Genomic DNA, 25,833 nt, shown 5'->3' on the forward strand with positions numbered 1-25,833 from the left:
TCCGCTCTCAGGCGGATGATTTCTTCCCGCGTTGGAGAACCACCGCGAGCACGATGATGACGCCCTGGATCGCACCGTTGAGATAGGGCGAGACCAGGTCGGCAAGGTTCAGGATGTTGTCGATGAGGCTGAGGATGAGCACGCCCACCACCGTGCCCCAGACCCGGCCATAGCCGCCCTTCAGCGCCGTGCCGCCGATGATGACGGCGGCGATGGCTTCCAGCTCCCACAGCATGCCGGTGGAGCCAGAGGCCGAGCCGAGGCGCGGCACGTACATGATGGTGGCGAGGCCGACGAGCAGGCCGAGCAGCACATAGGTCGCGAGCCTGATGCCCTCGACGCTCACCGCCGAATAGCGCGCCACCTTGTCGTTCGAGCCGATGGCCTCGCAATAGCGCCCGAAGCGGGTATGGCGCATGGCGATCTGCCCGGCGATGGCCACGAGCGCGAAGACGATGATCGGCCAGGCGATGCCGAAGAGACCCGAGTAATAGACCGGCCGGTAGAGCTGGCGCACCGCGAAATCGAGGCTGATCGTGCCGCCATCCGCCAGCCACGTCACCAGCGAGCGGAAGATGCCCATCGTGCCGAGCGTGACGATGAAGGGTTCGATGCCGGCGCGCGTCACCAGCAGGCCGTTGGCGAGGCCGGCGGCGAGACCGACGGCGAGCGCCACGACCATGCCGGCGAGGATCAGCGGCACGCCGACGCCCATCGAGGGCAGCAGAGCGTTCATGGCGAGGATCATCACCCCGGCGATGAAGGCCGCCATGGAGCCGACCGACAGGTCGAGCCCGCCCGAGGTGATGACGAAGGTCATGCCCACCGCGATCATGCCGATGAAGGCCGAGCGCGCCAGCACGTTAGTGATGTTGCCGTGCGAAAGGAAATTGTCGTTGAGGAAGGCGCCGAGCGCGACCAGAAGGATCAGCGCCAGCAGCGGGCCCAGCGCCGACAGGCTCGGCAGGCGGAAGGAGGAGGCGGGGCGGGAGGCGGCCTGATCAACCATGGACGGCCTCCCCGTTGATGCCTTCGCTGGTGCCCATCACCAGCCGCACCACATTGGTCTCGCTGATGCGCTCACCCTCCAATTCGCCGGCGAGCCGGCCCTGCCGCATCACCAGCACCCGGTCGGACAGGCCGAGGATCTCCGGCATGTCGGAGGAGATGACGATGACGCTGCGCCCTTCCGAGGCGAGCTTGTCGATGAAGGCGTAGATCTGGCTCTTGGTGCCGACGTCGATGCCGCGCGTCGGCTCGTCGATGATGACGATCTCCGGGTCGGGCAGCAGCGTCTTGGCGAGCAGCAGCTTCTGCTGGTTGCCGCCGGAGAGGTTGCCGACCTTCATGTCGCGGCGCGGCGCGCGGATGTCGAACTCGCCGATCGCCTCCGTCAGCGCCGTCTCCTCGCGCGCGTCGGAGATGAAGGGCGTGCCGAAGCGCGGCAGGGTGGAGAGCGTGAGGTTCTCACGCAGCGTCTTGTCGAGCAGCAGGCCGCGCTCCTTCCGGTCCTCGGTGAGGTAGGCCATGCCGTGATGCGCCGCCTCGCGCACCGAGCGGATATGCACGGCGACGCCGTTGCGCCTGATGTCGCCGGTCGCGGGACGCAACCCGACCAGCCCTTCGGCGAGTTCGGTGCGGCCCGAGCCGACGAGGCCGGAAATGCCCAGCACCTCGCCGCGGCGCAGGGTGAAGGACACGTCGTGCACCAGCGGCGGCACGTGGAAGCCACGTACCTCCAGCGCCACCTCGCCTTTCGTGTGGCGGCGCTCGGGATAGATGTCCTGCAGGTCGCGCCCGACCATGGCGGTGGCCATGCCGTCCTCGGTCAGTTCCCCGCGCATCGCCCGGCGCACCACGGCACCGTCGCGCAGCACGGTAACGCGGTCGGCGAGGCGGGTGACCTCCTCCAGCCGGTGCGAGGTGTAGAGCAGCGCCACGCCCTGTTCGCGCAGCCGGTCGATCTGGCGGAACAGGATCTCCACCTCGCGCCGCGTGAGCACGGCGGAGGGCTCGTCCATGATCAGCACCCGCGCCTTGCGCGACAGCGCCTTGGCGATCTCCACCATCTGCCGGTCGGAGACGGGCAGGTCGGCGATGCGCGCATCCGGACTGATGTGGGTATCGAGCTGGTCGAGCAGAGCCTGCGTGCCCGCACGCATGGCCTTGTGGTCGAGGAAGACACGGCCGAGCTCGCGCCCCAGCCAGATGTTCTCCGTGGCGGTGAGGTCGGGCGCGAGGTTGAACTCCTGATGGATCACCACCACGCCGGCCGCCTCGGCCTCGGCGCCGCTCGCATAGGGCGCCGGCTGGCCGTCGAGCAGCACCTGCCCGGACGTCGGCTCCAGGAAGCCGCCTAGGATCTTCATGATCGTCGACTTGCCGGCGCCGTTCTCGCCGATCAGCGCATGCACCTCGCCCGGATGGAGCGCGAAGTCGACGCCGTGCAGCACCTCGATCGGCCCGAAGCTCTTGCGGACCTCCCGCAGCTCCAGCACCGGGGCCACCGTCATAGCTTCACCCAGGCGGCGTTGCGACCCGAGGAGCGCACGCAGGCCTCGACGAAGCGCATGCCCGCGAGCCCGTCGGCAATCGTCGGGTAGGTCACTTCCGCCGGGATCGCCTCGCCCGCCTGCCGCGCGCGGATCGCCCGCGCCGCCTCGGCATAGAGGTTGGCGAAGCCTTCCAGATATCCCTCGGGATGGCCGGGTGGGGTGCGGGTCACGCGGGCTGCGTCAGGCACCGTACCGGGGCCGCCGCGGGTGAGGCGCTGCTTCGGCTTGCCGAAGGGCGTGAACCACAGATAGTTCGGGTCCTCCTGCGCCCATTCGAGCCCGCCCTTCTCGCCATAGACGCGCAGGCGCAGGCCGTTCTCGTTGCCCGGCGCGACCTGGCTCGCCCACAGCATGCCCTTCGCCCCGCCCTCGAAGCGCAGCAGCACATGGGCGTTGTCGTCGAGCGCGCGGCCGGGCACGAAGACGGAGAGGTCCGCCGCCAGCGCTTCCGGCGTCAGGCCGGAGACGAAGCAGGCGAGGTTGTAGGCGTGAGTGCCGATGTCGCCGGTGGCCCCGCCCGCGCCCGAGCGCGCCGGATCGGTACGCCACTCCGCCTGCTTGGAGCCGTGGCGCTCGGCGGGCTCGGTCAGCCAGTCCTGCACATATTCCACCTGCACCAGCCGGAGGCGGCCGAGCTCACCCGCTGCCACCATGGCGCGGGCCTGACGCACCATCGGATAGCCGGTGTAGTTATGGGTGAGGATGAACAACGCCTTCGCCTGTTCGGCGACGCGGGCGAGCTTCTTCGCCTCCGCCATGGTGGCGGTCAGCGGCTTGTCGCAGATGACGTGGATGCCGCGCTTGAGGAACTCGATGGCCGGGCCGGCATGCATATGGTTCGGCGTGACGATGGCCACCGCCTCGATGCCGTCCCTGCGCCGGGCTTCCTTCTTCGCCATCGCGACGTAGTCGTCATAGGAACGGGCGAGGCCGAGCGCCTCACCCGATTCCCGCGCCTTCTCCGGCGTCGAGGACAGCGCGCCGGCGACGAGCGTGAACTCGCCGTCGAGCCGCGCGGCGATGCGATGCACTGCGCCGATGAAGGCGCCGGTGCCCCCGCCCACCATGCCCAAACGGATCGGCGGGCTCATCGATCCAGCCCCAGCAGGCGGCGATTGGCGGCCTTGTCGGTGCCGGCGGCGGCGAAGTCGTCGAACGCCTTCTCGGTGACGCGGATAATGTGGTGCTTGACGAAGGCCGCGCCCTCGCGCGCGCCGTCCTCGGGATGCTTGAGGCAGCATTCCCACTCGACCACCGCCCAGCCAGGGAAGTCCATCGCCGCCAGCTTGGAGAAGATGGCGCCGAAATCGACCTGCCCGTCGCCGGGGCTGCGGAAACGGCCGGCCCGCTTCAGCCAGGGCTGGTAGCCGCCATAGACGCCCTTGCGGCCGTTCGGATTGAACTCGGCATCCTTCACATGAAACATGCCGATCCGCTCGGCATAGATGTCGAGATGGTCGAGATAATCGAGCTGCTGCAACACGTAGTGCGAGGGGTCGTAGAGCATCTTCGCGCGGGGATGCTGGCCGACCCGGTCGAGGAACATCTCGAAGGTGTCGCCGTCATGCAGGTCCTCGCCCGGATGGATCTCGAAGCAGATGTCGACGCCGCACTCATCGGCGAAATCGAGCAGCGGCAGCCAGCGGCGGGCCAGCTCGTCGAAGGCCTCCTCGACCAGCCCGGCTGGGCGCTGCGGCCAGGGATAGACATAGGGCCAGGCGAGGGCGCCGGAGAAGCTGACCATGGCGGTGAGGCCGAGATGCCGGGAGGCGGTGAGCGCCTTCCTCACCTGATCGACGGCCCATTCCTGCCGCGCCGCCGGATTGCCGTGCACACTCGCGGGGGCGAAGGCGTCGAACATCGCGTCATAGGCGGGGTGCACCGCGACGAGCTGGCCCTGCAGATGCGTCGACAGCTCGGTGACGACGGTGCCGTTCGCCTCGCCCTGTCCGGCCCATTCCTCGCACCAGCTACGCGAGGCGGCCGCCTTGTCGAGGTCGAGGATGCGCGGATCGTTGGTCGGCACCTGCACGCCGATATAGCCGCAACCGGCGGCCCACCGCGTGATCCCGTCCCAGCTATTGAAAGGCGCGTCGGCGCCGATGAACTGGGCCAGAAACAGGCCCGGTCCCTTGATCGTCCGCATCTTTTCCTCCCGACCGGGGCGTACCGGCCAACCGCTCTGTTCTTGTAATCGGTTGCATTCAGCGTAACGGAGTTATGTAATCGATTGCAAGAGGGGTGCCTTGACGTCATGGCGATTCGATTGCCATCCACCCTGCGGCGCGTCTAAGGAGAGGCAATGCAGCACCAGAGGCCGAAGATCGTGGACGTGGCGCGGCTCGCCGGCGTTTCCACCGCGACGGTCAGCCGCGTGCTCTCCAATCCCGAGATCGTCAGCGCCGAGACGCGCCGCCTCGTCGAGGAGGCGATCCGCCAGACCGGTTACCGGCTCAACCAGGCCGCGCGCAATCTGCGCATAAGGCGCACCGGCGGCGTGCTGGCGCTGGTGCCCAATCTGTCGAATCCATTCTTCTCGCAGATCCTCGCGGGCATGGCGGCGGTGCTGGCGCCGGCCGGCTACAATCTGCTCGTCGCCGACACGCGGGCGGAGGGCGGGCGCTCGATCCTCACCTATGCCGAGCCGAGCCGGGCGGACGGGCTGATCGTGCTCGACGGCACGCTGCCGGCGGAAGGCTTCGCGGGCCGCCTGCCGCTGGTGCTGGCCTGCGAATGGATACCCGGCATCGCCGCGCCGCGGGTGAAGATCGACAACCGCGAGGCGGCGATGATGGCGGTCGAGCATCTCATCGGGCTCGGCCACCGCAGCGTCGCCCATGTCGCCGGCCCGCGCGGCAATGTGCTGAGTGAGGCGCGGCTCGCTGGCACCGAGCAGGCGCTTGCCGCGCACGGATTGCCGGCGCCGATGGTCTTTCCCGGCGACTTCTCGCTGGAATCGGGCAGGCGCGCCGGCGCCGCCTGGCTGGCGCTACCGCCGCATGAGCGGCCCACCGCCGTCTTCCTCGCCAGCGACGCCATGGCCTGCGGTTTCATCGGCGAAGTCCAGCATCACGACGTGATGGTGCCGCGCGATGTCTCGGTGATGGGCTTCGACGACATCGAGCTGGTGTCGCACATGACGCCGGCGCTCTCCACCATCCGCCAGCCGCGCGAGGCGCTGGGCCGCAGGGCGGCGCAACGGCTGCTCGACCGGATCGGCGGCGACGACAGAGCCGACGACACCATATTGCCGGTCGAGCTGGTGCTACGCGGCAGCACCGCGCCGCCCGGTGGTTAGGCGCGGGCGCGGCAAGACAATAGCTGCACAGCGGCCCTCGCCGGACGCTCAGGCGACGATCCTGGCCAGCGCGGCGCGGAAGCGTAGCCGCACGGCCTCGCGATCACGATGACGGCCGCGCTCGACCAGCTTCGTACCCCGGCGCCAGACGCAGTCGACGCTGCCCTGCGCCACGGCGAAGACCCAGCCGTCAAGCGCCGCGTCGCCCTGCCGACCTTCCAGCGCGGGATGGCGCATATCGAGGCTGACGATGTCGGCGGGGGCGCCGACCGCAAGCCCCACCGTCCCGCCCAGCGCCTGCGCGCCGCCTGCGAGTGCAGACTGGAACAGCGTCGCGCCGGTCGAGCGACCCTCGGCCATCGCCAGCACGTTGCGGGCGCGGCGGGCGAGGCGCTGGGAATATTCGAGCTGGCGCAATTCGCCGGCCGCGTCGATCAGCACGTTGGAATCACTGCCGACGCCATAGGCGCCGCCCGCCGCGACGAATTCGGGCGCGGGAAAGATGCCGTCGCCGAGATTGGCCTCGGTGATCGGGCAGAGCCCGGCGATTGCGCCACTCCGCGCCATCCGCACGGTCTCGTCGGGGGTCATGTGGGTGGCGTGGATCAGGCACCAGCGGGAATCCACCGGCGCGCTGTCCAGGAGGTACTCGACCGGCCGCCGGCCGCTCCAGGCGAGGCAGTCCTCGACCTCCTTCATTTGCTCGGCGACGTGGATATGGACCGGGCCATGGGTGAGCGGCAGGATCGCGGCGATCTCCTCGACCGTCGCCGCGCGCAGGCTGTGCGGGGCGAGGCCGAGCACGGCGTCGGGCAGCGGGGCGATGGCGCGCGCCGCCGATCCCATCAGCCGGCCGAAGCTTTCGACATCGTTGATGAAGCGCCGCTGGCCGTGGCTCGGAACCTGCCCGCCGAAACCGCTGTGAGCGTAGAAGACCGGAAGCAGCGTCAGGGCTATGCCGGTCGCCTCAGCCGCGCCGGCGATGCGGGTGGAAAGCTCGCCTATGTCGGCATAAGCGCGTCCATCGCGGTCGTGGTGCAGGTAGTGGAACTCGCCGACGCGGGTGAAGCCGGCCTCCAGCATCTCGACATAGGCCTGCGCCGCGATGGCCTCGACGTCCTCCGGGTCCATGCGGTCGACCGCGCGGTACATGGCCTCGCGCCAGGTCCAGAAGCTGTCGCCGGTCGGCCCGCGCACCTCGGTGGCGCCGGCGAAGGCGCGCTGGAAGGCGTGGCTGTGCAGGTTCGGCAGGCCGGGCAAGGCAAGCGCGTGGCGCTCGTCGCCGGGGGTGGGCGCGCTGCCGGGAACGAGCGCCGTGATGACGCCGTTCTCGATAGTGACGGCGACGTCCTTCGCCCAACCCGTTGCGAGGAAAGCGGATTCAAACCACAGGCGGGTCATCGCGGCGTCGCTCCGGAAGGCTATGGACAAGAGGTTCGGCGTGCGATTATGTATAGACATTATTGCAGCCCCTGTCACCCATCGTCGAGGAGATGCCGATGCGCTGCGACCGAGTCTGGCGAGGGGCGCGGCTGGCGACGCTCGACCCGGCCCGCGAGGGCCTCGGCATCGTCGAGGACGGGCTGATCGCCGCGGCCGGCGGGCGCATCCTCTATGCCGACGATGCGGCCGACGCGCCGGCCTTCGAGGCGACGGAGACCATCGATTGCGAAGGCCGCTGGATCACCCCGGGCCTGATCGACTGCCACACCCATCTGGTCTTCGGCGGGGATCGCGCGCATGAATTCGAGCTGCGCCTCGCCGGCGCCTCCTATGAGGAGATCGCCCGTCGAGGGGGCGGCATCGTCTCGACCATGAAGGCCACGCGCACCGCCACGGAGGCGGAGCTCGTCGCCTCCGCCCTTCGCCGGCTCGACGCGCTGATCGCCGAGGGCGTCACCACCATCGAGGTGAAATCCGGCTACGGCCTCTCGCGCGAGGCGGAGCTGAAGAGCTTGCGCGCCGCCCGCGCGCTGAGCGAGGCCCGGCCCGTCTCGGTCGCCACCACCTTCCTCGGCGCCCATGCTCTGCCGCCGGAGGCGAATGGCGACAAGGACGCCTACATCGGCCAGGTCATCGAGATGCTGCCGGAAATCGCGCAGGCGGGGCTCGCCGACGCGGTCGACGCCTTCTGCGAAGGCATCGCCTTCTCGCCGGAGCAGGTTGCGCGCGTCTTCACCGCGGCGAAGGCGCTCGGCCTGCCGGTGAAGCTGCATGCCGACCAGCTCTCCAATCTGCACGGGGCGAAACTGGCGGCGGATTTCGGCGCGCTCTCGGCCGATCATCTGGAGCATACGGACGAGGAAGGCACGGCGGCCATGAGCGCTGCCGGCACCGTCGCCGTGCTGCTGCCGGGCGCCTTCTACTTCATCCGCGAGACCAAGCTGCCGCCGGTCGACCTCTTCCGCCGGCACGGCACGAAGATCGCGCTGGCGACGGATTGCAATCCGGGCACCTCGCCGCTCACCTCCCTGCTGCTCACCATGAACATGGGCGCGACGCTGTTCCGGCTCACCGTCGAGGAATGCATCGCGGGCGTCACCCGCGAACCCGCCCGAGCACTCGGCCGTCTCGCCGATGTCGGCACGCTGGAGGCGGGCAAGAGCTGCGACCTCGCCATATGGGACATCGAGCGGCCGGCCGAGCTGGTCTACCGCATGGGGTTCAACCCGCTGCATGCTCGCGTCTGGAGGGGGAAATGAGCGAGATCGTCCTGAAACCCGGCGCCGTCTCGCTCGGCGAGTGGCGCGCGGTCTATCGCGGTGCCCCGGTCGGGCTCGACCCCGCCTGCCTGCCGGCAGTGGAGCGCTCGGCCAAGGCGGTGCGGGACATCCTGGCCAAGGGCGAGCCGGTCTACGGCATCAATACCGGCTTCGGGAAGCTCGCGACCGTGCGCATCGGCGATGAGGACCTCGCCACGCTCCAGCGCAACATCGTGCTCTCCCACGCCGCCGGCGTCGGTGACCCCATGCCGGTGCCCATCGCCCGGCTGATGATGGCGCTGAAGCTCGCCAGCCTCGCGCAGGGCGCCTCCGGCATCCAGCCGGCGACGCTGGCACTCTTGGAAACCATGCTGGCCAGGGGCCTCACCCCCGTCGTGCCCTGCCAGGGCTCGGTCGGCGCGTCCGGCGACCTCGCGCCGCTGTCGCACATGACCGCGACCATGATCGGCGTTGGCGACATCTTCGTCGGCGGCGCCCGCCTGCCCGCCGCGACGGCACTGGCCGACGCTGGCCTCGCGCCGGTCGAGCTCGGCCCGAAGGAAGGGCTGGCGCTGCTCAACGGCACGCAATTCTCCACTGCCAATGCGTTGGCCGGCCTGTTCGAGGCCGAGAACCTGTTCCGCTCGGCGCTCGTCACCGGCGCGCTGTCGACCGATGCGGCGCGCGGCTCGGACGCGCCTTTCGATCCGCGCATCCACGCGCTGCGCAAGCATGGCGGCCAGATCGAGACCGCCGAGGCGCTGCGCAGGCTGATGGCGGGCTCGGCGATCCGCGCCTCGCACCTCGTCGGCGACGAGCGGGTGCAGGACCCCTATTGCCTGCGCTGCCAGCCTCAGGTGATGGGCGCCTGCCTCGACGTGCTGCGGCAGGCCGCGTCGACGCTGGAGACCGAGGCCAACGGCGTCTCCGACAATCCGCTGATCTTCGCCGAGGACGGGGTGGCACTATCGGGCGGCAATTTCCACGCCGAGCCGGTGGCCTTCGCCGCCGACATGATCGCGCTGGCCGTCTGCGAGATCGGCTCGCTCGCCGAGCGGCGCATCGCCATGCTGGTCGACCCGGCGCTGTCGGGCATGCCGGCCTTCCTGACTCCGAAGCCGGGGCTGAATTCCGGCTTCATGATCCCGCAGGTCACCGCCGCCGCGCTGGTCTCGGAGAACAAGCAGCGCGCCTATCCCGCGAGCGTCGATTCCATCCCCACTTCGGCCAATCAGGAAGACCACGTCTCCATGGCCGCGCATGGCGCGCGCCGGCTGGCGGGGATGGTGGAGAACGCGGTCTGCGTCGTCGGCATCGAATTGCTCGCGGCGGCACAGGGCTGCGACTTCCACGCACCCCTCGCCTCCTCGGCGGCGCTGGAGAAGGTGCGGGAGACGCTGAGGACCGCGGTGCCGCATCTCGACGACGACCGCCATTTCGCCCCGGACATGGAAGCCGCCAACGCGCTGGTGCGCTCGGGCGCGATCGCCGCGCTGGCGGGCGACATGCTGCCGGCGATCAGCGGGGCGTGAGGCGATGACCCCCTCCTTCATCTCCGTCCACCGCGGCACCGCGCCGCTCGTGGTCTCGCTGCCGCATACCGGCACCGACATCCCCGACGAGATCGCCGGCGACCTCGTCTCCGAGTGGATCGCCCGCAAGGACTGCGACTGGTGGATCGAAAAGCTCTACGATTTCGCCGCCGGGCTCGGCGCGAGCGTGGTGCGCACCTCGATCTCCCGCACCGCCATCGACGTGAACCGCGATCCCTCCGGCGTCTCGCTCTATCCGGGGCAGGCGACGACGGAGCTGTGCCCGACCACCACCTTCGACGGCGAGCCGCTCTACAGGCCCGGCAAGGGGCCGGACGTCGCGACGCGCAAGGCGGCGTATTTCGAGCCCTATCACGCGGCGCTGTCGGCCGAGATCGAGCATGCCCGCGCCACGCACGGCACGATCGTGCTCTATGACTGCCACTCGATCCGCTCGGTGATCCCGCGCCTGTTCGAGGGCACGCTGCCGCACTTCAATATTGGCACCAATTCCGGCGCGAGCTGCGCACCCGAACTGCAGGCGGAGATCGAAGTGATCTGCGACGCCACCGACCTCAACCGCGTCAGCAATGGCCGCTTCAAGGGTGGCTACATCACCCGCCATTACGGCCAGCCGGAACGCGGCGTCCATGCCGTACAGATGGAGCTCGCCTGCCGTGCCTATATGGCCGAGCCGCTCGGCCCGGTCGACGCGGCGAACTGGCCGACGCAATACGACCCCGCCTTTGCCGCGCCCTGCCGCGCGGCGCTGATCCGCATCCTCGAGGCGTGCATCGCCTTCGCCCGCTCGCAAGGAGCCCGCTCATGACCCGCATCGACAACAGCCGCACCATCCGCGCCCCACGCGGCCCGGAGCTCTCGGCGAAAAGCTGGCTCACCGAGGCGCCGCTGCGCATGCTGATGAACAATCTCGACCCCGACGTCGCCGAGAAGCCGGGCGAGCTGGTGGTCTATGGCGGCATCGGCCGCGCCGCGCGCGACTGGGAGAGCTTCGACCGCATCGTTAGCGCGTTGCGCAAGCTCGGCGAGGACGAGACGCTGCTGGTGCAGTCCGGCAAGCCGGTCGGCGTGTTCCGCACCCACAAGGACGCGCCGCGCGTGCTGATCGCCAATTCCAACCTCGTGCCGCGCTGGGCGACCTGGGAGCACTTCAACGAGCTCGACCGCAAGGGGCTCGCCATGTACGGCCAGATGACCGCGGGATCGTGGATCTATATCGGCGCGCAAGGCATCGTGCAGGGCACGTACGAAACATTTGTCGAGATGGGCCGCCAGCATTTCGGCGGCTCGCTGAAGGGCAAGTGGATCCTCACCGGCGGCCTTGGCGGCATGGGCGGGGCGCAGCCGCTCGCCGCCACCATGGCCGGGGCGAGCTGCCTCGCGGTCGAATGCCGGCCCTCCTCCATCGAGTTCCGCCTGCGCACCGGCTATCTCGACACCTCGACCACCAGCGTCGACGAGGCGCTCTTGATGATCGAGCGCTCCTGCGAAGAGGGTAAGCCGCTCTCGGTCGGCCTGCTCGGCAATGCCGCGCAGGTGCTGCCCGAGCTGGTGAAGCGCGGCGTGCGGCCGGACATGGTGACGGACCAGACCTCGGCGCATGACCCGATCAACGGCTACCTGCCGCTCGGCTGGACGCTGGCCGAATGGGAGGACCGCCGTGCGGTCGACCCGAAGAGTGTCGCCAAGGCGGCGAAGGCGTCGATGGCCGTGCATGTGAAGGCGATGCTCGACTTCTTCCATGCCGGCATCCCGACCGTCGACTATGGAAACAACATCCGCCAGATGGCGCTGGAAGAAGGCGTCGAGAACGCCTTCGACTTCCCCGGCTTCGTGCCGGCCTATATCCGCCCGCTGTTCTGCCGCGGCATCGGCCCGTTCCGCTGGGCGGCGCTGTCCGGCGACCCCGAGGACATCGCCAAGACCGACGCCAAGGTGAAGGAGCTGATCCCCGACAATCCGCACCTGCACAACTGGCTCGACATGGCCCGCGAGCGCATCCACTTCCAGGGCCTGCCGGCGCGCATCTGCTGGGTCGGCCTCGGCGACCGCCATCGGCTCGGCCTCGCCTTCAACGAGATGGTGCGCACGGGTGAGCTCAAGGCACCCATCGTCATCGGCCGCGACCATCTGGATTCCGGCTCCGTCGCCTCGCCCAACCGCGAGACCGAGGCGATGCGCGACGGCTCGGACGCGGTGTCCGACTGGCCGCTGCTCAACGCGCTGCTCAACACCGCCTCGGGCGCAACGTGGGTGTCGCTGCACCATGGCGGCGGCGTCGGCATGGGCTTCTCCCAGCATGCCGGCATGGTGATCTGCTGCGACGGTACGCCGGAAGCGGATGCCCGCATCGCCCGCGTGCTGTGGAACGACCCGGCGACCGGCGTGATGCGCCATGCCGATGCCGGCTACGAGATCGCCATAGAATGCGCCAGGGAGCACCAGCTCAACCTGCCGGGGATTCTCGGCTGATGCGGGTTCTCCGCACGGCCGACCACAAGGTCATGCCGTGGAAGAATGGCGGCGGCTCGACCACCGAAGTGGCGGTCTTCCCCGAAGGCGCGGGGCTGGAGGCGTTCGGCTGGCGCCTGAGCATGGCGGGCGTGACGGCGGACGGGCCGTTCTCGGCTTTCTCCGATATCGACCGCACGCTCGCGGTGCTGGAGGGCGAGGGGATTGCGCTTGACGTCGAGGGGCGCGGGACGCTCCGCGTGACGCGCGATGGTGAACCGGCGTCCTTCCCCGGCGGCGCGCCGACCTTCGGCCGGCTGCTCGGCGGGCCGATCCTCGACCTCAACGCGATGAGCCGGCGCGGTCGTTTCACCCACCGGCTGGCCCGCTACGTAGTGGACGGGAAGGCAGCGCTGGAGGCGACGGGCGACACGAACCTGCTGCTCGCCCGCGTGGATGGGCTGACCGCTGCCGATGTGCGGCTGGGGGTGGACGACGCCCTGCTTTTCGACGCGCCGGCGCGGCTCAATATCGTCGGGAAAGGCGAGGTTTTCCTCGTCGAGCTGTGGGCCGAAGGCTGAGCGGCTCGACAATTAGGTCTATACATAAGATGCTCGTTGAGCGAACAGGAGAGGCCGCCATGCGCCGTGCGGACAAGCTGAAGCTCGGAACCTTCGTCTACACTTTCGGCTACAACCCGGCCGGCTGGCTGCACCCGGCGAGCGACGTCAATGGCGCCAACGATTTCCGCCATCTGCTGAAAGTCGCGCAGATTTCGGAAGCCGCGAAGTTCGACTTCATGTTCATGGCGGATTCCCCCGCCGCCGCCATCGGCGACCCCGAGGCGCTGTGCCGCCTGCCGACCAAGATGAACCGCTTCGAGCCGCTCTCCCTGCTCTCCGCGCTCGCGGTCTCGACCGCGAATCTCGGCCTGGTGGCGACCGCCTCCACCTCCTATTACGAGCCGTTCAACCTCGCCCGCATCTTCGCCTCCATCGACCATCTGTCGGGCGGGCGGGCCTGCTGGAACGTCGTCACGTCCGACCATGACGAGACCGGCTACAACTTCAACCGCGAGGGGCTGGACCCGCACGCGCTGCGCTACGAGCGCGGCAAGGAGTTCGTCGACGTCGTCTTCGGGCTCTGGGATTCGTTCGAAGCCGATGCGCTGAAGCTCGACCGCGAGAGCGGGGTCTATTACGACAAGGACAAGCTCCACACGCTCCATCACAAGGGCAAGCACTTCCAGGTGCGCGGCCCGCTCAACATCGCCGCCTCGCCGCAGGGCCGGCCGGTGATCGCGCAGGCCGGCGGCTCGGAGGCCGGCATCGAATTGGCGGCGGAGACGGCGGAGGTGGTGTTCTCGCTCGCCTCCAACCTCAAGCGCAGCCAGGATTTCTACGCCACGCTGAAGGAGCGAATGGGCAAGTTCGGCCGCGCTCCGGACGAATTGAAGGTCATGCCCGGCGTGGTGCTCAATGTCGGCCGCACCGAGGCCGAGGCACGCGAGAAAGTCGCCTTCCTCGCCGACAAGCTGCACCCCGATGTCGGCCGGCAGATGCTCGCCGAGTTCCTCGAAGCCGACCTCTCCGGCGTGCCGCTCGACGAGCCCTTCCCGAAGGACCGGCTGCCGGCCGCGCCGAAGGGCTCGAAGGCGCTGTTCGACGAACTGACCGACTTCGTCATGAAGGGCCACACGGTCGGCGAATTGATCCGCCTGTTCAGCGAGAAGCACACCGGCAACGGCATCACCGGCACGCCGGCAATGGTCGCCGACTTCATGGAAGAGTGGTTCGAGGGCTTTGCGGCCGACGGCTTCATCCTGATGTTCCCGACCCTGCCCTCGGCGCTGGAGGATTTCGTCGAGCTGGTGGTGCCGGAACTGCGCCGGCGCGGGCTGTTCCGCGAGGAATATGAGGGCACGACGCTGCGCGCCAATCTCGGCCTGCCGACGCCGGAGAACCGCTATGCCCGCGCGCGCCGGCAGAAGGGCGCGCTGGCGGACGCCTCCTGACCGCCGGCTGGCGGGAAATTTGCTTCGGATCGCTTCCTATCGTCGTCCCCGGCGGGCTAGCGTGAATACGCGCCCCGCGAGAGTGCCTTGATGTTCAACACCGCGATCATCGTCAAATCCCTGCCGATGCTGCTGGAGGCGTCGGTCTGGACCGTGGTCTATTCCCTGACCTCGGTGGCGATCGGCTTCTGCATCGGCACGCTGATGTGCGCGGCCGGCCTGTCGCAATCGAAGCCGATGCGCGCCATTGCCGCCTTCTATGTCAGCTTCTTCCGCGGCGTGCCCCTCCTGGTGCAGCTGCTCATCTCCTATTACTGCCTGCCGCTGATCGGGGTGAACGTGCCCTCCTCGGTGGCGGCGGTCGGCACGCTCGCCTTGTGCACCGGCGCCTATATCGCCGAGATATTGCGCGGCGGCTTCCTCGGCATCCCTGCCGGCCTGATCGAGGCCGCGCGCATGGTCGGCCTCAACCGGGTGCAGATCCTCACCCGCATCGAGGTGCCGATGGCGGTGCGCTTCACCCTCCCCTCGCTGGTCAACGAGACCACGATGATGGTGAAGGCCTCCTCGCTGATCTCGGTGGTCGGCGTGCTGGAGCTGACCCGCCTCGCCCAGAACATCGCCACCTCGACCTTCCAGCCGCTGGAGATCTACCTGACCGCGGGCGCGATCTATTTCCTCATCAACGGCGCCATCACGCTGGCCGGCGACTTCGCCGAGAGCCGCTTCCGGGTGGAGAAGGCGCGATGAGCCTTGCTCGTTTCGATATCCCGCTCTTCTTCGACGATCCTTCGAGGCCGGGCTTTGCCCGGCACCTCAGGATGACGTCGTTCGTAAAGTGCGCCGTCATCCTGAGGTGCGAGCGCAGCGAGCCTCGAAGGATGGTCATTGGCTGGAGCGTCGCCCCATGACCTTCAACCCCGCCATCCTCACCGACAATTGGCGCGAGATCCTCGACGGGATGCTGCTGACCATCCTCATCTGGGTGGCCGGCACCGTACTTGGCCTCGTCATCGGCCTCGTCGTCGCCATCGTCCAGCTTTTCACCAATCGCTGGGTCGCCGCGCCGCTGACCTTCTACGTCGCGCTGATGCGCGGCACGCCGTTCCTGATCCAGCTCTTCGTCATCTATTATGGCGGGCCATTCTTCGGCCTCGACCTGACGCCGCTGGTGGCGGGCATGGCGGGTCTCGCGCTCTATGGCGGCGCCTATTTCTCCGAGATTTTTCGCGCCGGCTTCCTCTCTGTCCCTGTCGGCCAGATCGAGGCGGCGCGGATAATGGGCATCTCCCGGCTTTCCATCGTGCGCCATGTGCAACTGCCGCAGATGCTGGTGATCATCCTCCCCGCGCTCGCCAACATGACGGTGTTGCTGTCGAAGGAGACGGCGGTGCTCTCCGTCATCACGGTGAACGAGCTGACCTCGGTGATACAGTCGATCGGCTCCACCACCTTCGCCTTCGCCGAGACGCTCCTGTTCCTCGCGCTCGTCTACTGGGCGTTCCTCGAAATCGTCACCGCCGCGGCGCGGCGGCTGGAGAAGCGGGTCGGCCGCTTCATGCTGCGCACCCAGGGCTGAAAGGGCGGACATGAACGTGAAAACAAGCCTGGATGCCCGCCCGATCATCGATGTGCGCGGCGTGTGGAAGCGCTTCGGCCCGGCCGAGGTGCTGCGCGGCATCGACCTCGCCATCCGCAAGTCCGAGGTGACCTGCATCATCGGCCCGTCCGGCTCGGGCAAGTCGACGCTGCTGCGCTGCATCGCCTTCCTAGAGGAGTACAGCGAGGGCGAGATCTATATCGAGGGCGAGCTGCTCGGCTTCGCGCTGGAAGGCGGCCGGCGCCGGCGCGTCTCCGACGCCGAGGTGGCGCGGGTGCGGCGGAACATCGGCTTCGTGTTCCAGCAGTTCAATTTGTGGCCGCACATGACGGCCCTGGAGAACGTCGCCATGCCGCTGAAGCTCGCGCGCGGCATCCCCCGCGAGGACGCGACGAAGCGCGCCCGCGCCATGCTGGACAAGGTCGGGCTCACCAATCGCGCCGAGGCCTATCCGAGCCAGCTTTCCGGCGGCCAGCAGCAGCGCGTCGGCATCGCCCGTGCGCTCGCCATGGAGCCGCACATCATGCTGTTCGACGAGCCGACCTCGGCGCTCGACCCCGAGCTGGTCGGCGAGGTGCTGCAGGTGATGCGCGACCTCGCAGCCGAGGGCATGACAATGGCGGTGGTGACGCATGAGATGGGCTTCGCCGCGCAGGTGGCGGACACGGTGGTGTTCATCGACCACGGCGTGATCGGCGCCTCCGGCTCGCCCGAGCAGGTGTTCCGCCGCGATGAGAACCCGCGCCTGCGCCAGTTCCTGCAGAACTACTTCGAGCGTAACGTCTTCTGGCAGACCGCGGACGAGGTGCCGGCGCCGTGAGGCGGCCGCGCGCGCTGTTGCGGCGCGAAAACGCTTATGTCTATACTTAACCGCATAAGGCAAGCCGGGGACCGAGCGCGTCACCCCAAGCTTCCAAGGGAACAGGAGAGACAGATGATGCAGCTTACCCGGCGGTCCGCCGTGACCCGCCTTGCCGGCCTTGCCGCGCTTGGCGTCGCGGCCACCATGAGCTTCAGCGGCCTCGCCAAGGCCGAGGACGTGCTCGCCAAGGCCAAGGCCAAGGGCGAGCTCACGGTCGGCACCGAGCTTCAGTTCGCGCCCTTCGACTTCGTCGAGGACGGCAAGCAGGCCGGCATGAACAAGGAGATCTTCGCCGAGATCGGCAAGGAGCTCGGCGTCAAGATCACCTTCCTCGACCTGCCCTGGCCGAGCGTGCTGCCGGGCCTCGAGGCCGGCAAGTTCGACATGGTGGCCGGCCCCGCCACCATCACCAAGGCGCGCATGGAGCGCTACCGCTTCTCCTCGCCGATCGCCAATGCGACGGTCGCGATCCTGAAGAAGAAGGGCGACACCTCGATCACCAAGCCCGAGGACATCGCCGGCAAGAAGGTCGGCAGCGCCAAGGCGACCGCCCAGCTCGCGCAGCTGCAGGAATTCGCCAAGACGCTGAACCCGCCGCCCTCGGCGATCCAGGAGTATGTCGACTTCAGCCAGTCCTATGCCGATCTCGGCGCCGGGCGCATCGTGGCGGTGGCCAACTCGCTGCCGAACATCGCCTTCCTCGCCAAGACCAAGCCCGACGTGTTCGAGGTGGTGCAGCCGCCTTTCGGCAAGCCGGTCTATTTCGGCTATATCGGCACCAAGGCCGAGGACGCCAAGTCGCTGATGGACGCGGTCGATGCGATCATCATCAAGATGAAGCATGACGGTCGCCTCGCGGCGCTGCAGAAGAAGTGGTTCGGCACCGAGATGGAGACGCCGGACCAGGTGACCGAAGCGAGCTTCTGAGCGCGCTTTCCGGCCTTTCCCGTCATCGTCATCCCGGAACGGCCGCAAGGCCGTATCCGGGATCGTCACCAGAATGGCGAGCGATCCCGGCTCGCCGCTTCGCGGCGTCCGGGATGACGCCGTTTTCCAGCTACCCCTGCGGCGAAAACCGCGCGACGAGGTCGTAGGCGTCGCCGCGGAAGAGCTGGCGCACATAGGTGACGGTCTCGCCGCCGCGCCAGGTGCGGCGCTCCAGGCTCAGGCAGGCCGCGCCGCGCGGCACATGCAGCGCCTCGGCGGCGCGGGCATTGGCGCTGACGGCACGGATGCGGTGCTCGGCCTCGGTCCACGGCACATGGTGCAACAGCCAGGAGCCGGGCGGCGTCACCGCGAAATCGGCCTCCGCCGCCTCGGGCACGCTGGCGAGGCTGATGAGCCGCTCCTCCAGCCCGAGCGGGCGGCCATTGGCCGAATGCAGGCAGGACAGCTCCAGCACTTCCCGCGTCTCGCTCTGCGCCGAGAAGTCGACCGGGTCCTTCTCGTTCGCCAGCCGGCGGCGGCGCCCGAGCAGCACATAGGAATAGGCCTCGCCGCGCGCGGCCACCTCGACCGGGATGTCCGGGATGTGCAGCATGGCCGAGTGCAGCCGCGGCTGCGCCACGAAGGAGCCGGCGCGCCGGCGGCGCTCCACCAGCCCGGCCGCGACCAGCCCGGCGATCGCCTTGTTGACCGTCATGCGGGCGCAGCCATACTGCGCCATCAGCTCGTGCTCGAAGGGGATGCGGTGGCCCGGCGGCCATTCGCCCGAGAGGATCCGCGCCTCGATATCGGCGCGGATGCGCTGGTGCAGGCTCGCGGCCGGCTCGACGATCTGGGACTGGACTGTCACGCCGGCGTGCCCTCCTGCCCGCCCGCGACAGCGCCGGCGGCTCGCGTAGTCTAGCGAAGCCGCCGGATATGTATAGACATTAGCGCGACTTAGATCTTCGCCGCCCGCAGCCGGCCGGAGAGCAGCGGCCCGACATAAGGCAGCACCACCGCGACGACGCTCGCCACCAGCAGAGTGGCGGAGATCGGGTGCTGGTAGAACACCGCGACGTCGCCGCCCGAGGCGATGAGCGCGCGGCGCACGCCGAGCTCCAGCAGCGGGCCGAGCACCACGCCCATGATCAGCGGCACGGCGGGGTATTTCAGCTTCTCCATGACGTAGCCGAGCACGCCGAAGCCGGCCATCACCGCAATCGCCGAGAGGTCGAGGTCGATGCCGTAAATGCCGTAGATGACGATGCCGATGACGCCGGCGAAGAGCAGGCCGCGCTGCACGAAGATCGCCGCCGCCAGGATCGGCGTGAGCAGGATGGTCATGAACACCAGCACGAGGTTGCCGATGTAGAAGGTGCCGAACAGGTTCCACACGAAATCGCCCTGCTCCTCGAACAGCCGCGGGCCCGGCTGCAGCCCGACCATCAGGAGGCCGGCGAGCAGCACGGCGGTGGTGGCCGAGCCCGGCACGCCGAGGGTGAACAGCGTCACCATGGCGCCGTAGGAGGCGCTGTTATTGGCCGCCTCCGGCGCGGCGACGCCGTCGAGCGCGCCCTTGCCGAATTTCTCGGGCTCCTTGGACATCTTCTTCGCCGCGCCATAGGCCATCATGGTGGCGGCGGTGGCGCCGGCGCCCGGCAGCACGCCGACGAGGAAGCCGATCAGCGAGCCGATGCCGAGCGAGCCGCGGGTGGCGATCAGGTCGCGCCATTTCGGCATCATCGAGCGGTAGGAATAGGAGGCGGCGCCGATCGCGTCGGGGGTCTGCTCCTCCAGCGCCATGAACATCTGTCCGAGGCCGAACATGCCGACCGCGATGAGCGAGAAGTCGAGGCCGTCGAGCAGGAACATGGAGCCGAAGGTGAAGCGCGGCCCGCCCATGATCTGGTCGAGCCCGATCATGCCGATCCACAGGCCGAGTGCGAGCGAGAGGAAGCTCTTCAGATGGTCCTCGGTGCCGAGCACGGTGACCAGCGACAGCGAGAGCACCATCAGCGCTGTCATCTCGGTCGGGCCGAACATCAGCGCGTAGCTGGAGACGAGCTGAGCCATCAGCGTCAGGCCGAGCAGGCCGATGAGGCCGCCGATGAAGGAGGCGTAGGTGGCAAGGCCGAGCGCGCGGCCCGCCTGTCCCTGCTTGGCCAGCGGATAGCCGTCGAGCACGGTCATCACCGAGGGCGCGTCGCCGGGTATGCCGAGCAGGATCGACGTCACCGCGCCGCCGAACATCGCCCCGTAATAGACGCCGGCCAGCATGGCGAGCGCCACCGTCGGCTCGAAGCCGACCGCGACGGGCAGCATGATGGCGACGCCCGCCGTCGGGCCGAGGCCCGGCAGGGCGCCGATCAGGAGGCCGACGAAGGCGCCGAGCGTGATGGCCAGCAGCATGGCCGGGTCGGTCGCGGCATTGGCGATGCCATGGCCGAGAAGTGCGAGCGTTTCCATGGAACAGTCTCCGGACGAAGGCGGCGCGCCGCCTTCAGAATCCGAGCGGGCCGGTGACGAGCGGCGTGCCGATCACCTTGGCGAAGAAGAAGTGGCAGAGGACGACCGTGCCGGCCGAGACCAGCACCAGCCGCAGCAGGAAGAAGCGGCCGCGGCGGTGGGATTCCTCGGTGACGTAGCCGATGCCGACCATGACGGCGAAGGCGGCGAGCCCCATGCCGGTCAGCGGCGCGAGATAGACGAACAGCACGATGGCGCCGGTCACCGCGGCAATCGCCAGCATGACCACCGGATCGATCCGTCCGGCGAGCCGCATGCGGCCGGAAAGGTCGCGCAGCAGCAGCGCCGCCGCGAGGATCGTCATCATCAGCCCGGCGAGGATCGGGAAGAAGCCGGGACCGGGAATGCCATTCTGGTAGAGGCCGTAGTTCCACGCGCCCCAGGTGATGAACAGGCCGAGGCCGAGCAGCACCAGGGTGAAGGCGCGGTCGAGCAGGGCGGTTCCCATGCCATCCCTCCTTTTGGCAGGGCGGGGCCGGCATTTGGTGCCGGCCCGCTGTGTCGGGACAGGGCTACTTGATCAGCCCGAGGGAGGTCATGAGCGTCTTGTAGTCGGCGTTGCGCTTGTCCATCTCGGCCTGGAAGTCCTTGCCGGCGAGATAGAGCGGCACCGCGTCGAAGCGCTGGAGATAGTTGGTCTTCCAGAGGTCGCTGTCGAGCGCCTGCTTGATGATGCCGGCCCAGTAGGCCACCACCTCGTCCGGCACGTCCTTCGGCATGACGAAGCCGCGCAGCTGGGTGATGGTCACGTCATAGCCGCTCTCGCGGAAGGTCGGCACGTCCGGCAGCGCCGGGATGCGCTCCTTGGTGCTCACCCCGATGGCGCGCACCTTGCCGTCCTTGATCATCGGCAGCACTTCGCTGGGATTGCCGAACTGCACCTGGATGTGGCCGCCGAGCAGCGCGGTGACCACCTCGCCGTCGCCGCCGAAGGGCACGATGTCGGCCTTGATGCCCATCGCGGTCTCCAGGCTCTTCGCCAGCAGCGCCGGGTCGGAGACGATACCGGTGGTGCCAGAGACGATGCGGCGGGCCTTCTTCACGTCCGCGAGCGTCTTGAAGGGCGAATCCGCCTTCACCACCATGATGTACGGGTCTTCGGAGACCGCCGCGAGCGGCTTGAAGTCCTTGTAGGTGACCGGGCTCTGGCCGAGCAGCGGCGTGGTGAAGAAGCTCACGCCGATATTGGCCCAGAGATAGGGGTCTTCGGTGCGCTTGGCGGCATAGGTGTAGCCGACGGCGCCGCTGCCGCCGGTGCGGTTCTCGACCAGGAAGTTGGACTTGGTCAGCTTCAGCTTGGTGATGGTGTCGGCAAGCACGCGGGTGATGATGTCGCTGCCGCCGCCGGCCGAGCTGGTAACGACGATGGTGACGTCGCGCTCGGGCTCGAAGGCCTTGGCGGCAGGACTCCAGCCAACGGTGGCAGCCAGAAGCGCCAGCGAGGCCACCAGGCCGGCGCGAACCGGCGCGGAACGACGGGTCCTTGTCGATCGAATTGTCGGCATTCTCTCCTCCCTTTGAATCAAACTGGCCGCCGGTGCCGCTCAGGAGCCCGCAACCGGGGCCTTATTGGGATGCGCCAACGCGCTCTCCGGGCGCTAACCAAACGCCGGCCAGTCATATTGTCAACACATAATTTTCGGCTAACCCTGTCGGTAAATGACCCTATACACGTTGAAAATACTGGATTTTACGCTCTTGTCGCGCTGTCACGGATTCTTCGCAGGACCGAATTCAGACGCGAGATGACGCGCTTCCGCATCCAATTGCCGACATCTTGGCATTATTGTTGACACTGAGGTCCGCTTGGGCAAGTTTGGCGGCCGAGGAGCGACACATGCCCAATCCCCAGATGCTCTATGACGCCGAAGCCGCCACCGCCTCGTCGATCGCGGACAAGATCTATCGCGAGCTCGAGAACACGATCATCGACGGCGGGCTGGAGCCGGGCGACCGCATCAACGAGAAGGCGCTCGCCGACCAGCGCGGCATCAGCCGCGGCCCGGTGCGCGAGGCCTGCCGCCGGCTGGAGGAAGCCGGACTCGTCGAATTCAAGGCCAATCGCGGCTTCTTCGTGCGCGTGCTCGACCTGCAGGACGTGCTGGAGATCTACGACGTCCGCGCCGCGCTGTTCTCCCATGCCGGGCGCATCCTGGCGCGGCGCATAAACCGCGAGCAGATCGCCGAGCTGGCGGACATGCATGTGCAGATGGAGGCCGCGGTGGCGGCGGGCGAGGCGGATCAGTTCTACGTGCTGAACCGGCGCTTCCACTCGCGCATCATGGCGTTCACCCGCAACAAGCACCTCGCCAGCATCTATGAGAGCCTCGACCGCGAGCTGCACATCTGGCGCAAGCGCGCCCTCATCCTCGACGGCAATGTGCGGGCGTCGTCGGCCGAGCACGCGCTGATCCTCGAAGTGTTGAGGAACGGCAATCCCTCGCGCATCGCCGAGGTGCTGCGCGACCACAGCCTCGCCGGGCGCAACCGGCTGCTGCGCACCATGCCGGAGCAGATCGCCCGCTTCGAGGGCGTCTGGGACCACGAGGACTGACGTCGCGAGGATTGGTGCCGTGTCATCGGCGTCGCTGCCTCGACAGGAAAACATCCAAGGAAAGAGTCGGAACATGCGTACCCAGGACGGCAAGCCCATCGTCGCGATCTCGAACGGCGACCCGAGCGGCATCGGCCCGGAGATCGCCCTCAAGGCGATGGCCAGCGAGGAAGTCCGGCGGGCCGCCGCGCCGATCATCGTTGGCAGCCCCGAGGTGTATGAGCGCGACCTGAAGCTGGCGGGCGCGCCGCTGGAGATCCGGCTGCTCGCCAGCCCTTCCGAGGCCACCGGCGCGCCGGGCACGGTGGAGATCCTGCCCTTCGACAGGCTCGACCTGTCGCAGTGCCCGCGCGGCGAGGTCTCGGCCGAGGCCGGCCGCTACAGCGGCGCCAGCATCGCCCACGCCATCAGCTTGGGCATGGCCGGCGAGGCCCACGCCGTCGTCGTCTCGCCGAACAACAAGCGGGCGATGAAGGACGGCGGCCACGAGCACACCGGCTTCGAGGAGATCTCGCGCCACTACACCGGCGCCGGGCGCTCGATCCAGATCCTCATGGGCCGGAAATACAACCTCGCCCGCGTCACCAACCATGTACCGCTGCGCCAGGTCGCCGATATCTGCACCCGCGAGCGCGTGCTCACGCAGATCAGGGTGCTGAAGGACAGCCTCGCCATGGTCGGCCTGCCCGATCCGGTGATCGGCGTGTCCGGCCTCAACCCGCATAATGGCGAGCACGGGCTGATGGGCACCGAGGAGATGACCGATATCGGCCCGGCCTGCGACGATGCCCGCGCCGAGGGCATCAAGGTGATCGGCCCGATCCCGGCCGACACGGTGTTCGTCGACATCGACAAGCTCGGCCTCGACATCGTGCTGTCGATGTATCACGACCACGGCAATTCCGGCATCAAGATCCTGGAGTTCGGCCATCTCGTGAACTTCATCGGCGGCCTGCCGATCCCGGTCTTCACCGTCTCGCACGGCACCGCCTTCGACATCGCCGGCAAGGGCATCGCCGGCTCCACCAATATGGAGCTGTCGATTATCGCGGCGGCCAAGAGCATGCGGGCGCTGTGAGCCGATGCTGCGCATAGGAGAGCGTATCTTCGGCGCCGGCGTCGTGCATGTGGCGGCCTACGCCACCACCCCGCACGACCCGCTGGTAACCACCGAGCGGCTACTGCGGGATGCGAACCTGCAGGGCGTCGAGGGCGCCTGGGCGCTGGATGCCGACGGCATGGCCGCCCTGCGCGACAGTTTCGCCTGGTCCGGCGTCGACGCGGTGATGGTGGTCGGCGGCGTCATGCGCCGCAAGGGCATCGACCCCAGCGCGGACGATCCGGCGACGCGCGCCGCCGCCGTGGCGGAGCTGAAGACGCTCGTGGAGACCGCCGCCGGCCTCGGTTGCCGGATGATGCTGCTCTGCTCCGGCCCGGACACGGCGCCGGAGGAGCGCGCCGCCGCCATCGACCGGCTCGCCGGCGTGCTGGAGGAATTGTGCGCCCATGCGGTCGCGGTGCGGCCGCACGATCCGCTCTGGCTGACCTTCGAGCATTTCGACCGCGAGCTCGATCAGAAGCGCCTGCTCGGCCCGACGGTCGAAGCCACCGCGCTGGTCAAGCGCGTGCGCCGCACGCACGCCAATATCGGCCTCACCCTCGACCTCAGCCACATCGTGCAGCTCGGCGAGGACATTGCCGGGGCGGTGGCGGCGGCGCGCGAGGTGACGATCCATGCCCATGTCGCCAATTGCGGCCTCGACCGCGCGGTGCCGGCAACCTTCGGCGATTCCCATTGCCGCTTCGGCGCGCCGGGCGGCGCGGTCGGCGTCGACGACGTCGTGACCTTCCTCGACGCGCTGGTGCGCAACGGCTATGGCACCCGCACGCTGCCCACGAGCCTGCCGCTGATCAGCATCGAGATGAAGACGCCGGAAGGCGAGACGCCGGAACTCGCCATTGCCGGTGGGCTGCGCATGCTGCACCGTGCGGCCGCCATCGCCGACGCCGCGCTCCGACGGCCATAGACTGGGGAACACCATGGCGCCGAGAATTGCCCTGATCCACGCTGTGGAAGTCGCCATCGCGCCGATCACCTCCGCCTTCGCCCGGCTCTGGCCGGAGGCCCGCTGCACCAATCTGTTCGACGACAGCCTCTCGCCCGACCGCGCCGCCGAGGGCGAGGGCGATCTCACCCCGCGCATGACGAAGCGCATCAACATGCTGGCGGACTATGCCGCGCTCACGGGCGCGGACGGCATTCTCTTCACCTGCTCGGCCTTCGGGCCGGCGATCGAGGAGGCGGCGCGCCGCCTGCCCATCCCCGTGCTGAAGCCGAACGAGGCGATGTTCGACCAGGCCCTCGCCGCCGGAAGGCGCATCGGCATGCTCGCCACCTTCGGCCCGGCGGTGGCGACCATGGAGGCCGAGTTCCGCGAGGCGGCGCAGGCCGCCCGCTCGGATGCGGAGCTGGAGACGGTGCTGGTCGCAGGCGCCATGGACGCGCTGAAGGGCGGCGACGCGGAGACGCATAATCGGCTGGTGGCCGAGGCCGCGCCGAAGCTGCGCCATTGCGATGCGGTGCTGCTCGCGCATTTCTCCACCTCCCGCGCCAAGGCGGCGGTCGAGGACGCGCTCGGCTGGGAGGTGCTGACCAGCCCCACCTCGGCCGTTACCGCAATTCGTAGCCGGATAAGCAAAGCGACCTGATCGCCTTTGCCGGCCGGCACGGCGCTCACGCCGCAGGCCGTCGCCCTTCCCTCCGGCCGCCAAATGGCCTAAGCGCGCGGCA

The 25,833-nt window shown here is 68.6% G+C and carries 24 protein-coding genes; 15 read left to right on the forward strand and 9 right to left on the reverse strand.

All coding sequences use genetic code 11. From position 1 onward, the window contains the following. Window positions 1–7: 7 nt before the first annotated feature. The 4 genes from SNOV_RS17665 to SNOV_RS17680 are packed head-to-tail and all read right to left on the reverse strand — an operon-like array spanning window position 8 to window position 4,701. A complete protein-coding gene (locus SNOV_RS17665) occupies window positions 8–1,009 on the reverse strand; it encodes an ABC transporter permease (protein ID WP_013168332.1) in 1,002 nt (333 codons plus the stop codon). Next, window positions 1,002–2,513 (reverse strand): sugar ABC transporter ATP-binding protein, encoded by a 1,512-nt coding sequence (locus SNOV_RS17670; RefSeq protein ID WP_013168333.1) that lies wholly within the window; start codon window positions 2,511–2,513, stop codon window positions 1,002–1,004. The genes SNOV_RS17665 and SNOV_RS17670 overlap by 8 nt, the downstream gene beginning before the upstream one ends. Continuing rightward, entirely contained in the window at window positions 2,510–3,646 is a 1,137-nt protein-coding gene (locus SNOV_RS17675) for a Gfo/Idh/MocA family protein (RefSeq protein ID WP_013168334.1), read from the reverse strand. Before SNOV_RS17675 ends, SNOV_RS17670 begins: the two co-directional genes overlap by 4 nt. Then, entirely contained in the window at window positions 3,643–4,701 is a 1,059-nt protein-coding gene (locus tag SNOV_RS17680) for a sugar phosphate isomerase/epimerase family protein (protein WP_013168335.1), read from the reverse strand. The genes SNOV_RS17675 and SNOV_RS17680 overlap by 4 nt, the downstream gene beginning before the upstream one ends. Window positions 4,702–4,857: 156 nt before the next feature. Here SNOV_RS17680 and SNOV_RS17685 point away from each other — a divergent pair, with 156 nt between their 5' ends. Beyond that, entirely contained in the window at window positions 4,858–5,853 is a 996-nt protein-coding gene (locus SNOV_RS17685) for a LacI family DNA-binding transcriptional regulator (RefSeq protein ID WP_013168336.1), read from the forward strand. 48 nt (window positions 5,854–5,901) lie between these two features. Here the strand turns inward: SNOV_RS17685 and SNOV_RS17690 are convergent, their stop codons facing one another. Continuing rightward, complete coding sequence (locus SNOV_RS17690; RefSeq protein WP_013168337.1) at window positions 5,902–7,254, reverse strand: formimidoylglutamate deiminase; 1,353 nt, start codon at window positions 7,252–7,254, stop codon at window positions 5,902–5,904. Between the two features lie 92 nt (window positions 7,255–7,346). Here SNOV_RS17690 and hutI point away from each other — a divergent pair, with 92 nt between their 5' ends. The 10 genes from hutI to SNOV_RS17740 all read left to right on the forward strand — a co-directional run bounded on the left by hutI (window position 7,347) and on the right by SNOV_RS17740 (window position 17,962). Beyond that, window positions 7,347–8,555, forward strand: a complete 1,209-nt coding sequence (gene hutI / locus SNOV_RS17695) for an imidazolonepropionase (RefSeq protein ID WP_210160663.1) — start codon at window positions 7,347–7,349, stop codon at window positions 8,553–8,555. Next, the gene (gene hutH / locus SNOV_RS17700) at window positions 8,552–10,087 is read left to right on the forward strand and encodes a histidine ammonia-lyase (RefSeq protein ID WP_013168339.1); all 1,536 of its coding nucleotides are present in this window, start codon (window positions 8,552–8,554) and stop codon (window positions 10,085–10,087) included. The genes hutI and hutH overlap by 4 nt, the downstream gene beginning before the upstream one ends. 4 nt (window positions 10,088–10,091) lie before the next feature. Beyond that, window positions 10,092–10,916, forward strand: a complete 825-nt coding sequence (hutG, locus tag SNOV_RS17705; RefSeq protein WP_013168340.1) for an N-formylglutamate deformylase — start codon at window positions 10,092–10,094, stop codon at window positions 10,914–10,916. Further along, window positions 10,913–12,580 carry a urocanate hydratase gene (gene hutU, locus SNOV_RS17710; RefSeq protein ID WP_013168341.1) on the forward strand — a complete coding sequence of 556 codons (1,668 nt, stop codon included), beginning with the start codon at window positions 10,913–10,915 and terminating at the stop codon, window positions 12,578–12,580. Before hutG ends, hutU begins: the two co-directional genes overlap by 4 nt. Beyond that, window positions 12,580–13,140: a HutD/Ves family protein gene (locus tag SNOV_RS17715; protein ID WP_013168342.1), complete on the forward strand. Its 561-nt coding sequence runs from the start codon at window positions 12,580–12,582 to the stop codon at window positions 13,138–13,140. The genes hutU and SNOV_RS17715 overlap by 1 nt, the downstream gene beginning before the upstream one ends. 59 nt (window positions 13,141–13,199) lie before the next feature. Beyond that, the gene (locus SNOV_RS17720) at window positions 13,200–14,573 is read left to right on the forward strand and encodes an LLM class flavin-dependent oxidoreductase (protein WP_013168343.1); all 1,374 of its coding nucleotides are present in this window, start codon (window positions 13,200–13,202) and stop codon (window positions 14,571–14,573) included. Between the two features lie 105 nt (window positions 14,574–14,678). Further along, a complete protein-coding gene (locus SNOV_RS17725; protein WP_417872116.1) occupies window positions 14,679–15,323 on the forward strand; it encodes an amino acid ABC transporter permease in 645 nt (214 codons plus the stop codon). A gap of 157 nt (window positions 15,324–15,480) precedes the next feature. Then, the gene (locus SNOV_RS17730) at window positions 15,481–16,152 is read left to right on the forward strand and encodes an amino acid ABC transporter permease (RefSeq protein WP_013168345.1); all 672 of its coding nucleotides are present in this window, start codon (window positions 15,481–15,483) and stop codon (window positions 16,150–16,152) included. A gap of 10 nt (window positions 16,153–16,162) precedes the next feature. Next, entirely contained in the window at window positions 16,163–16,993 is an 831-nt protein-coding gene (locus tag SNOV_RS17735) for an amino acid ABC transporter ATP-binding protein (protein ID WP_013168346.1), read from the forward strand. A gap of 117 nt (window positions 16,994–17,110) precedes the next feature. After that, window positions 17,111–17,962, forward strand: a complete 852-nt coding sequence (locus tag SNOV_RS17740; RefSeq protein ID WP_417872117.1) for a transporter substrate-binding domain-containing protein — start codon at window positions 17,111–17,113, stop codon at window positions 17,960–17,962. Window positions 17,963–18,092: 130 nt separating this feature from the next. Here the strand turns inward: SNOV_RS17740 and hutC are convergent, their stop codons facing one another. From hutC to SNOV_RS17760, 4 genes are all read right to left on the reverse strand, one after another. Next, window positions 18,093–18,830, reverse strand: a complete 738-nt coding sequence (hutC, locus tag SNOV_RS17745; RefSeq protein ID WP_013168348.1) for a histidine utilization repressor — start codon at window positions 18,828–18,830, stop codon at window positions 18,093–18,095. 89 nt (window positions 18,831–18,919) lie between these two features. Beyond that, window positions 18,920–20,428, reverse strand: coding sequence for a tripartite tricarboxylate transporter permease (locus tag SNOV_RS17750; RefSeq protein ID WP_013168349.1), 1,509 nt, complete (start codon window positions 20,426–20,428; stop codon window positions 18,920–18,922). A 34-nt stretch (window positions 20,429–20,462) separates the two neighbouring features. Next, a complete protein-coding gene (locus tag SNOV_RS17755) occupies window positions 20,463–20,936 on the reverse strand; it encodes a tripartite tricarboxylate transporter TctB family protein (RefSeq protein WP_013168350.1) in 474 nt (157 codons plus the stop codon). A 64-nt stretch (window positions 20,937–21,000) separates the two neighbouring features. Further along, window positions 21,001–21,993, reverse strand: a complete 993-nt coding sequence (locus tag SNOV_RS17760) for a Bug family tripartite tricarboxylate transporter substrate binding protein (protein WP_013168351.1) — start codon at window positions 21,991–21,993, stop codon at window positions 21,001–21,003. 332 nt (window positions 21,994–22,325) lie between these two features. On the opposite strand from SNOV_RS17760, the gene SNOV_RS17765 reads away from it, so the two are divergent. The 4 genes from SNOV_RS17765 to SNOV_RS17780 all read left to right on the forward strand — a co-directional run bounded on the left by SNOV_RS17765 (window position 22,326) and on the right by SNOV_RS17780 (window position 25,751). Beyond that, window positions 22,326–23,042 carry a GntR family transcriptional regulator gene (locus tag SNOV_RS17765; protein ID WP_013168352.1) on the forward strand — a complete coding sequence of 239 codons (717 nt, stop codon included), beginning with the start codon at window positions 22,326–22,328 and terminating at the stop codon, window positions 23,040–23,042. Between the two features lie 73 nt (window positions 23,043–23,115). Beyond that, entirely contained in the window at window positions 23,116–24,120 is a 1,005-nt protein-coding gene (locus SNOV_RS17770; RefSeq protein WP_013168353.1) for a PdxA family dehydrogenase, read from the forward strand. 4 nt (window positions 24,121–24,124) lie between these two features. Then, entirely contained in the window at window positions 24,125–25,069 is a 945-nt protein-coding gene (locus SNOV_RS17775) for a sugar phosphate isomerase/epimerase family protein (RefSeq protein ID WP_013168354.1), read from the forward strand. 13 nt (window positions 25,070–25,082) lie between these two features. Then, window positions 25,083–25,751: an aspartate/glutamate racemase family protein gene (locus SNOV_RS17780; protein WP_013168355.1), complete on the forward strand. Its 669-nt coding sequence runs from the start codon at window positions 25,083–25,085 to the stop codon at window positions 25,749–25,751. The last annotated feature ends 82 nt before the right edge of the window (window positions 25,752–25,833 follow it).

The sequence above is a fragment of the Ancylobacter novellus DSM 506 genome (assembly GCF_000092925.1).
GTDB lineage: Bacteria > Pseudomonadota > Alphaproteobacteria > Rhizobiales > Xanthobacteraceae > Ancylobacter > Ancylobacter novellus.

Excerpts from the sequence above, each read along its gene's own strand:
- SNOV_RS17750 (WP_013168349.1), bottom strand. The coding sequence starts at position 20,428 with ATGGAAACGCTCGCACTTCTCGGCCATGGCATCGCCAATGCCGCGACC.
- SNOV_RS17760 (WP_013168351.1), bottom strand. The coding sequence starts at position 21,993 with ATGCCGACAATTCGATCGACAAGGACCCGTCGTTCCGCGCCGGTTCGC.
- hutI (WP_210160663.1), top strand. The coding sequence starts at position 7,347 with ATGCCGATGCGCTGCGACCGAGTCTGGCGAGGGGCGCGGCTGGCGACG.
- SNOV_RS17780 (WP_013168355.1), top strand. The coding sequence starts at position 25,083 with ATGGCGCCGAGAATTGCCCTGATCCACGCTGTGGAAGTCGCCATCGCG.
- SNOV_RS17715 (WP_013168342.1), top strand. The coding sequence starts at position 12,580 with ATGCGGGTTCTCCGCACGGCCGACCACAAGGTCATGCCGTGGAAGAAT.
- SNOV_RS17665 (WP_013168332.1), bottom strand. The coding sequence starts at position 1,009 with ATGGTTGATCAGGCCGCCTCCCGCCCCGCCTCCTCCTTCCGCCTGCCG.
- SNOV_RS17740 (WP_417872117.1), top strand. The coding sequence starts at position 17,111 with ATGCAGCTTACCCGGCGGTCCGCCGTGACCCGCCTTGCCGGCCTTGCC.
- SNOV_RS17670 (WP_013168333.1), bottom strand. The coding sequence starts at position 2,513 with ATGACGGTGGCCCCGGTGCTGGAGCTGCGGGAGGTCCGCAAGAGCTTC.
- SNOV_RS17720 (WP_013168343.1), top strand. The coding sequence starts at position 13,200 with ATGCGCCGTGCGGACAAGCTGAAGCTCGGAACCTTCGTCTACACTTTC.
- hutU (WP_013168341.1), top strand. The coding sequence starts at position 10,913 with ATGACCCGCATCGACAACAGCCGCACCATCCGCGCCCCACGCGGCCCG.
- SNOV_RS17685 (WP_013168336.1), top strand. The coding sequence starts at position 4,858 with ATGCAGCACCAGAGGCCGAAGATCGTGGACGTGGCGCGGCTCGCCGGC.
- SNOV_RS17730 (WP_013168345.1), top strand. The coding sequence starts at position 15,481 with ATGACCTTCAACCCCGCCATCCTCACCGACAATTGGCGCGAGATCCTC.
- SNOV_RS17755 (WP_013168350.1), bottom strand. The coding sequence starts at position 20,936 with ATGGGAACCGCCCTGCTCGACCGCGCCTTCACCCTGGTGCTGCTCGGC.
- SNOV_RS17680 (WP_013168335.1), bottom strand. The coding sequence starts at position 4,701 with ATGCGGACGATCAAGGGACCGGGCCTGTTTCTGGCCCAGTTCATCGGC.
- SNOV_RS17770 (WP_013168353.1), top strand. The coding sequence starts at position 23,116 with ATGCGTACCCAGGACGGCAAGCCCATCGTCGCGATCTCGAACGGCGAC.
- hutG (WP_013168340.1), top strand. The coding sequence starts at position 10,092 with ATGACCCCCTCCTTCATCTCCGTCCACCGCGGCACCGCGCCGCTCGTG.
- hutH (WP_013168339.1), top strand. The coding sequence starts at position 8,552 with ATGAGCGAGATCGTCCTGAAACCCGGCGCCGTCTCGCTCGGCGAGTGG.
- SNOV_RS17735 (WP_013168346.1), top strand. The coding sequence starts at position 16,163 with ATGAACGTGAAAACAAGCCTGGATGCCCGCCCGATCATCGATGTGCGC.
- SNOV_RS17690 (WP_013168337.1), bottom strand. The coding sequence starts at position 7,254 with ATGACCCGCCTGTGGTTTGAATCCGCTTTCCTCGCAACGGGTTGGGCG.
- SNOV_RS17675 (WP_013168334.1), bottom strand. The coding sequence starts at position 3,646 with ATGAGCCCGCCGATCCGTTTGGGCATGGTGGGCGGGGGCACCGGCGCC.
- SNOV_RS17765 (WP_013168352.1), top strand. The coding sequence starts at position 22,326 with ATGCCCAATCCCCAGATGCTCTATGACGCCGAAGCCGCCACCGCCTCG.
- SNOV_RS17775 (WP_013168354.1), top strand. The coding sequence starts at position 24,125 with ATGCTGCGCATAGGAGAGCGTATCTTCGGCGCCGGCGTCGTGCATGTG.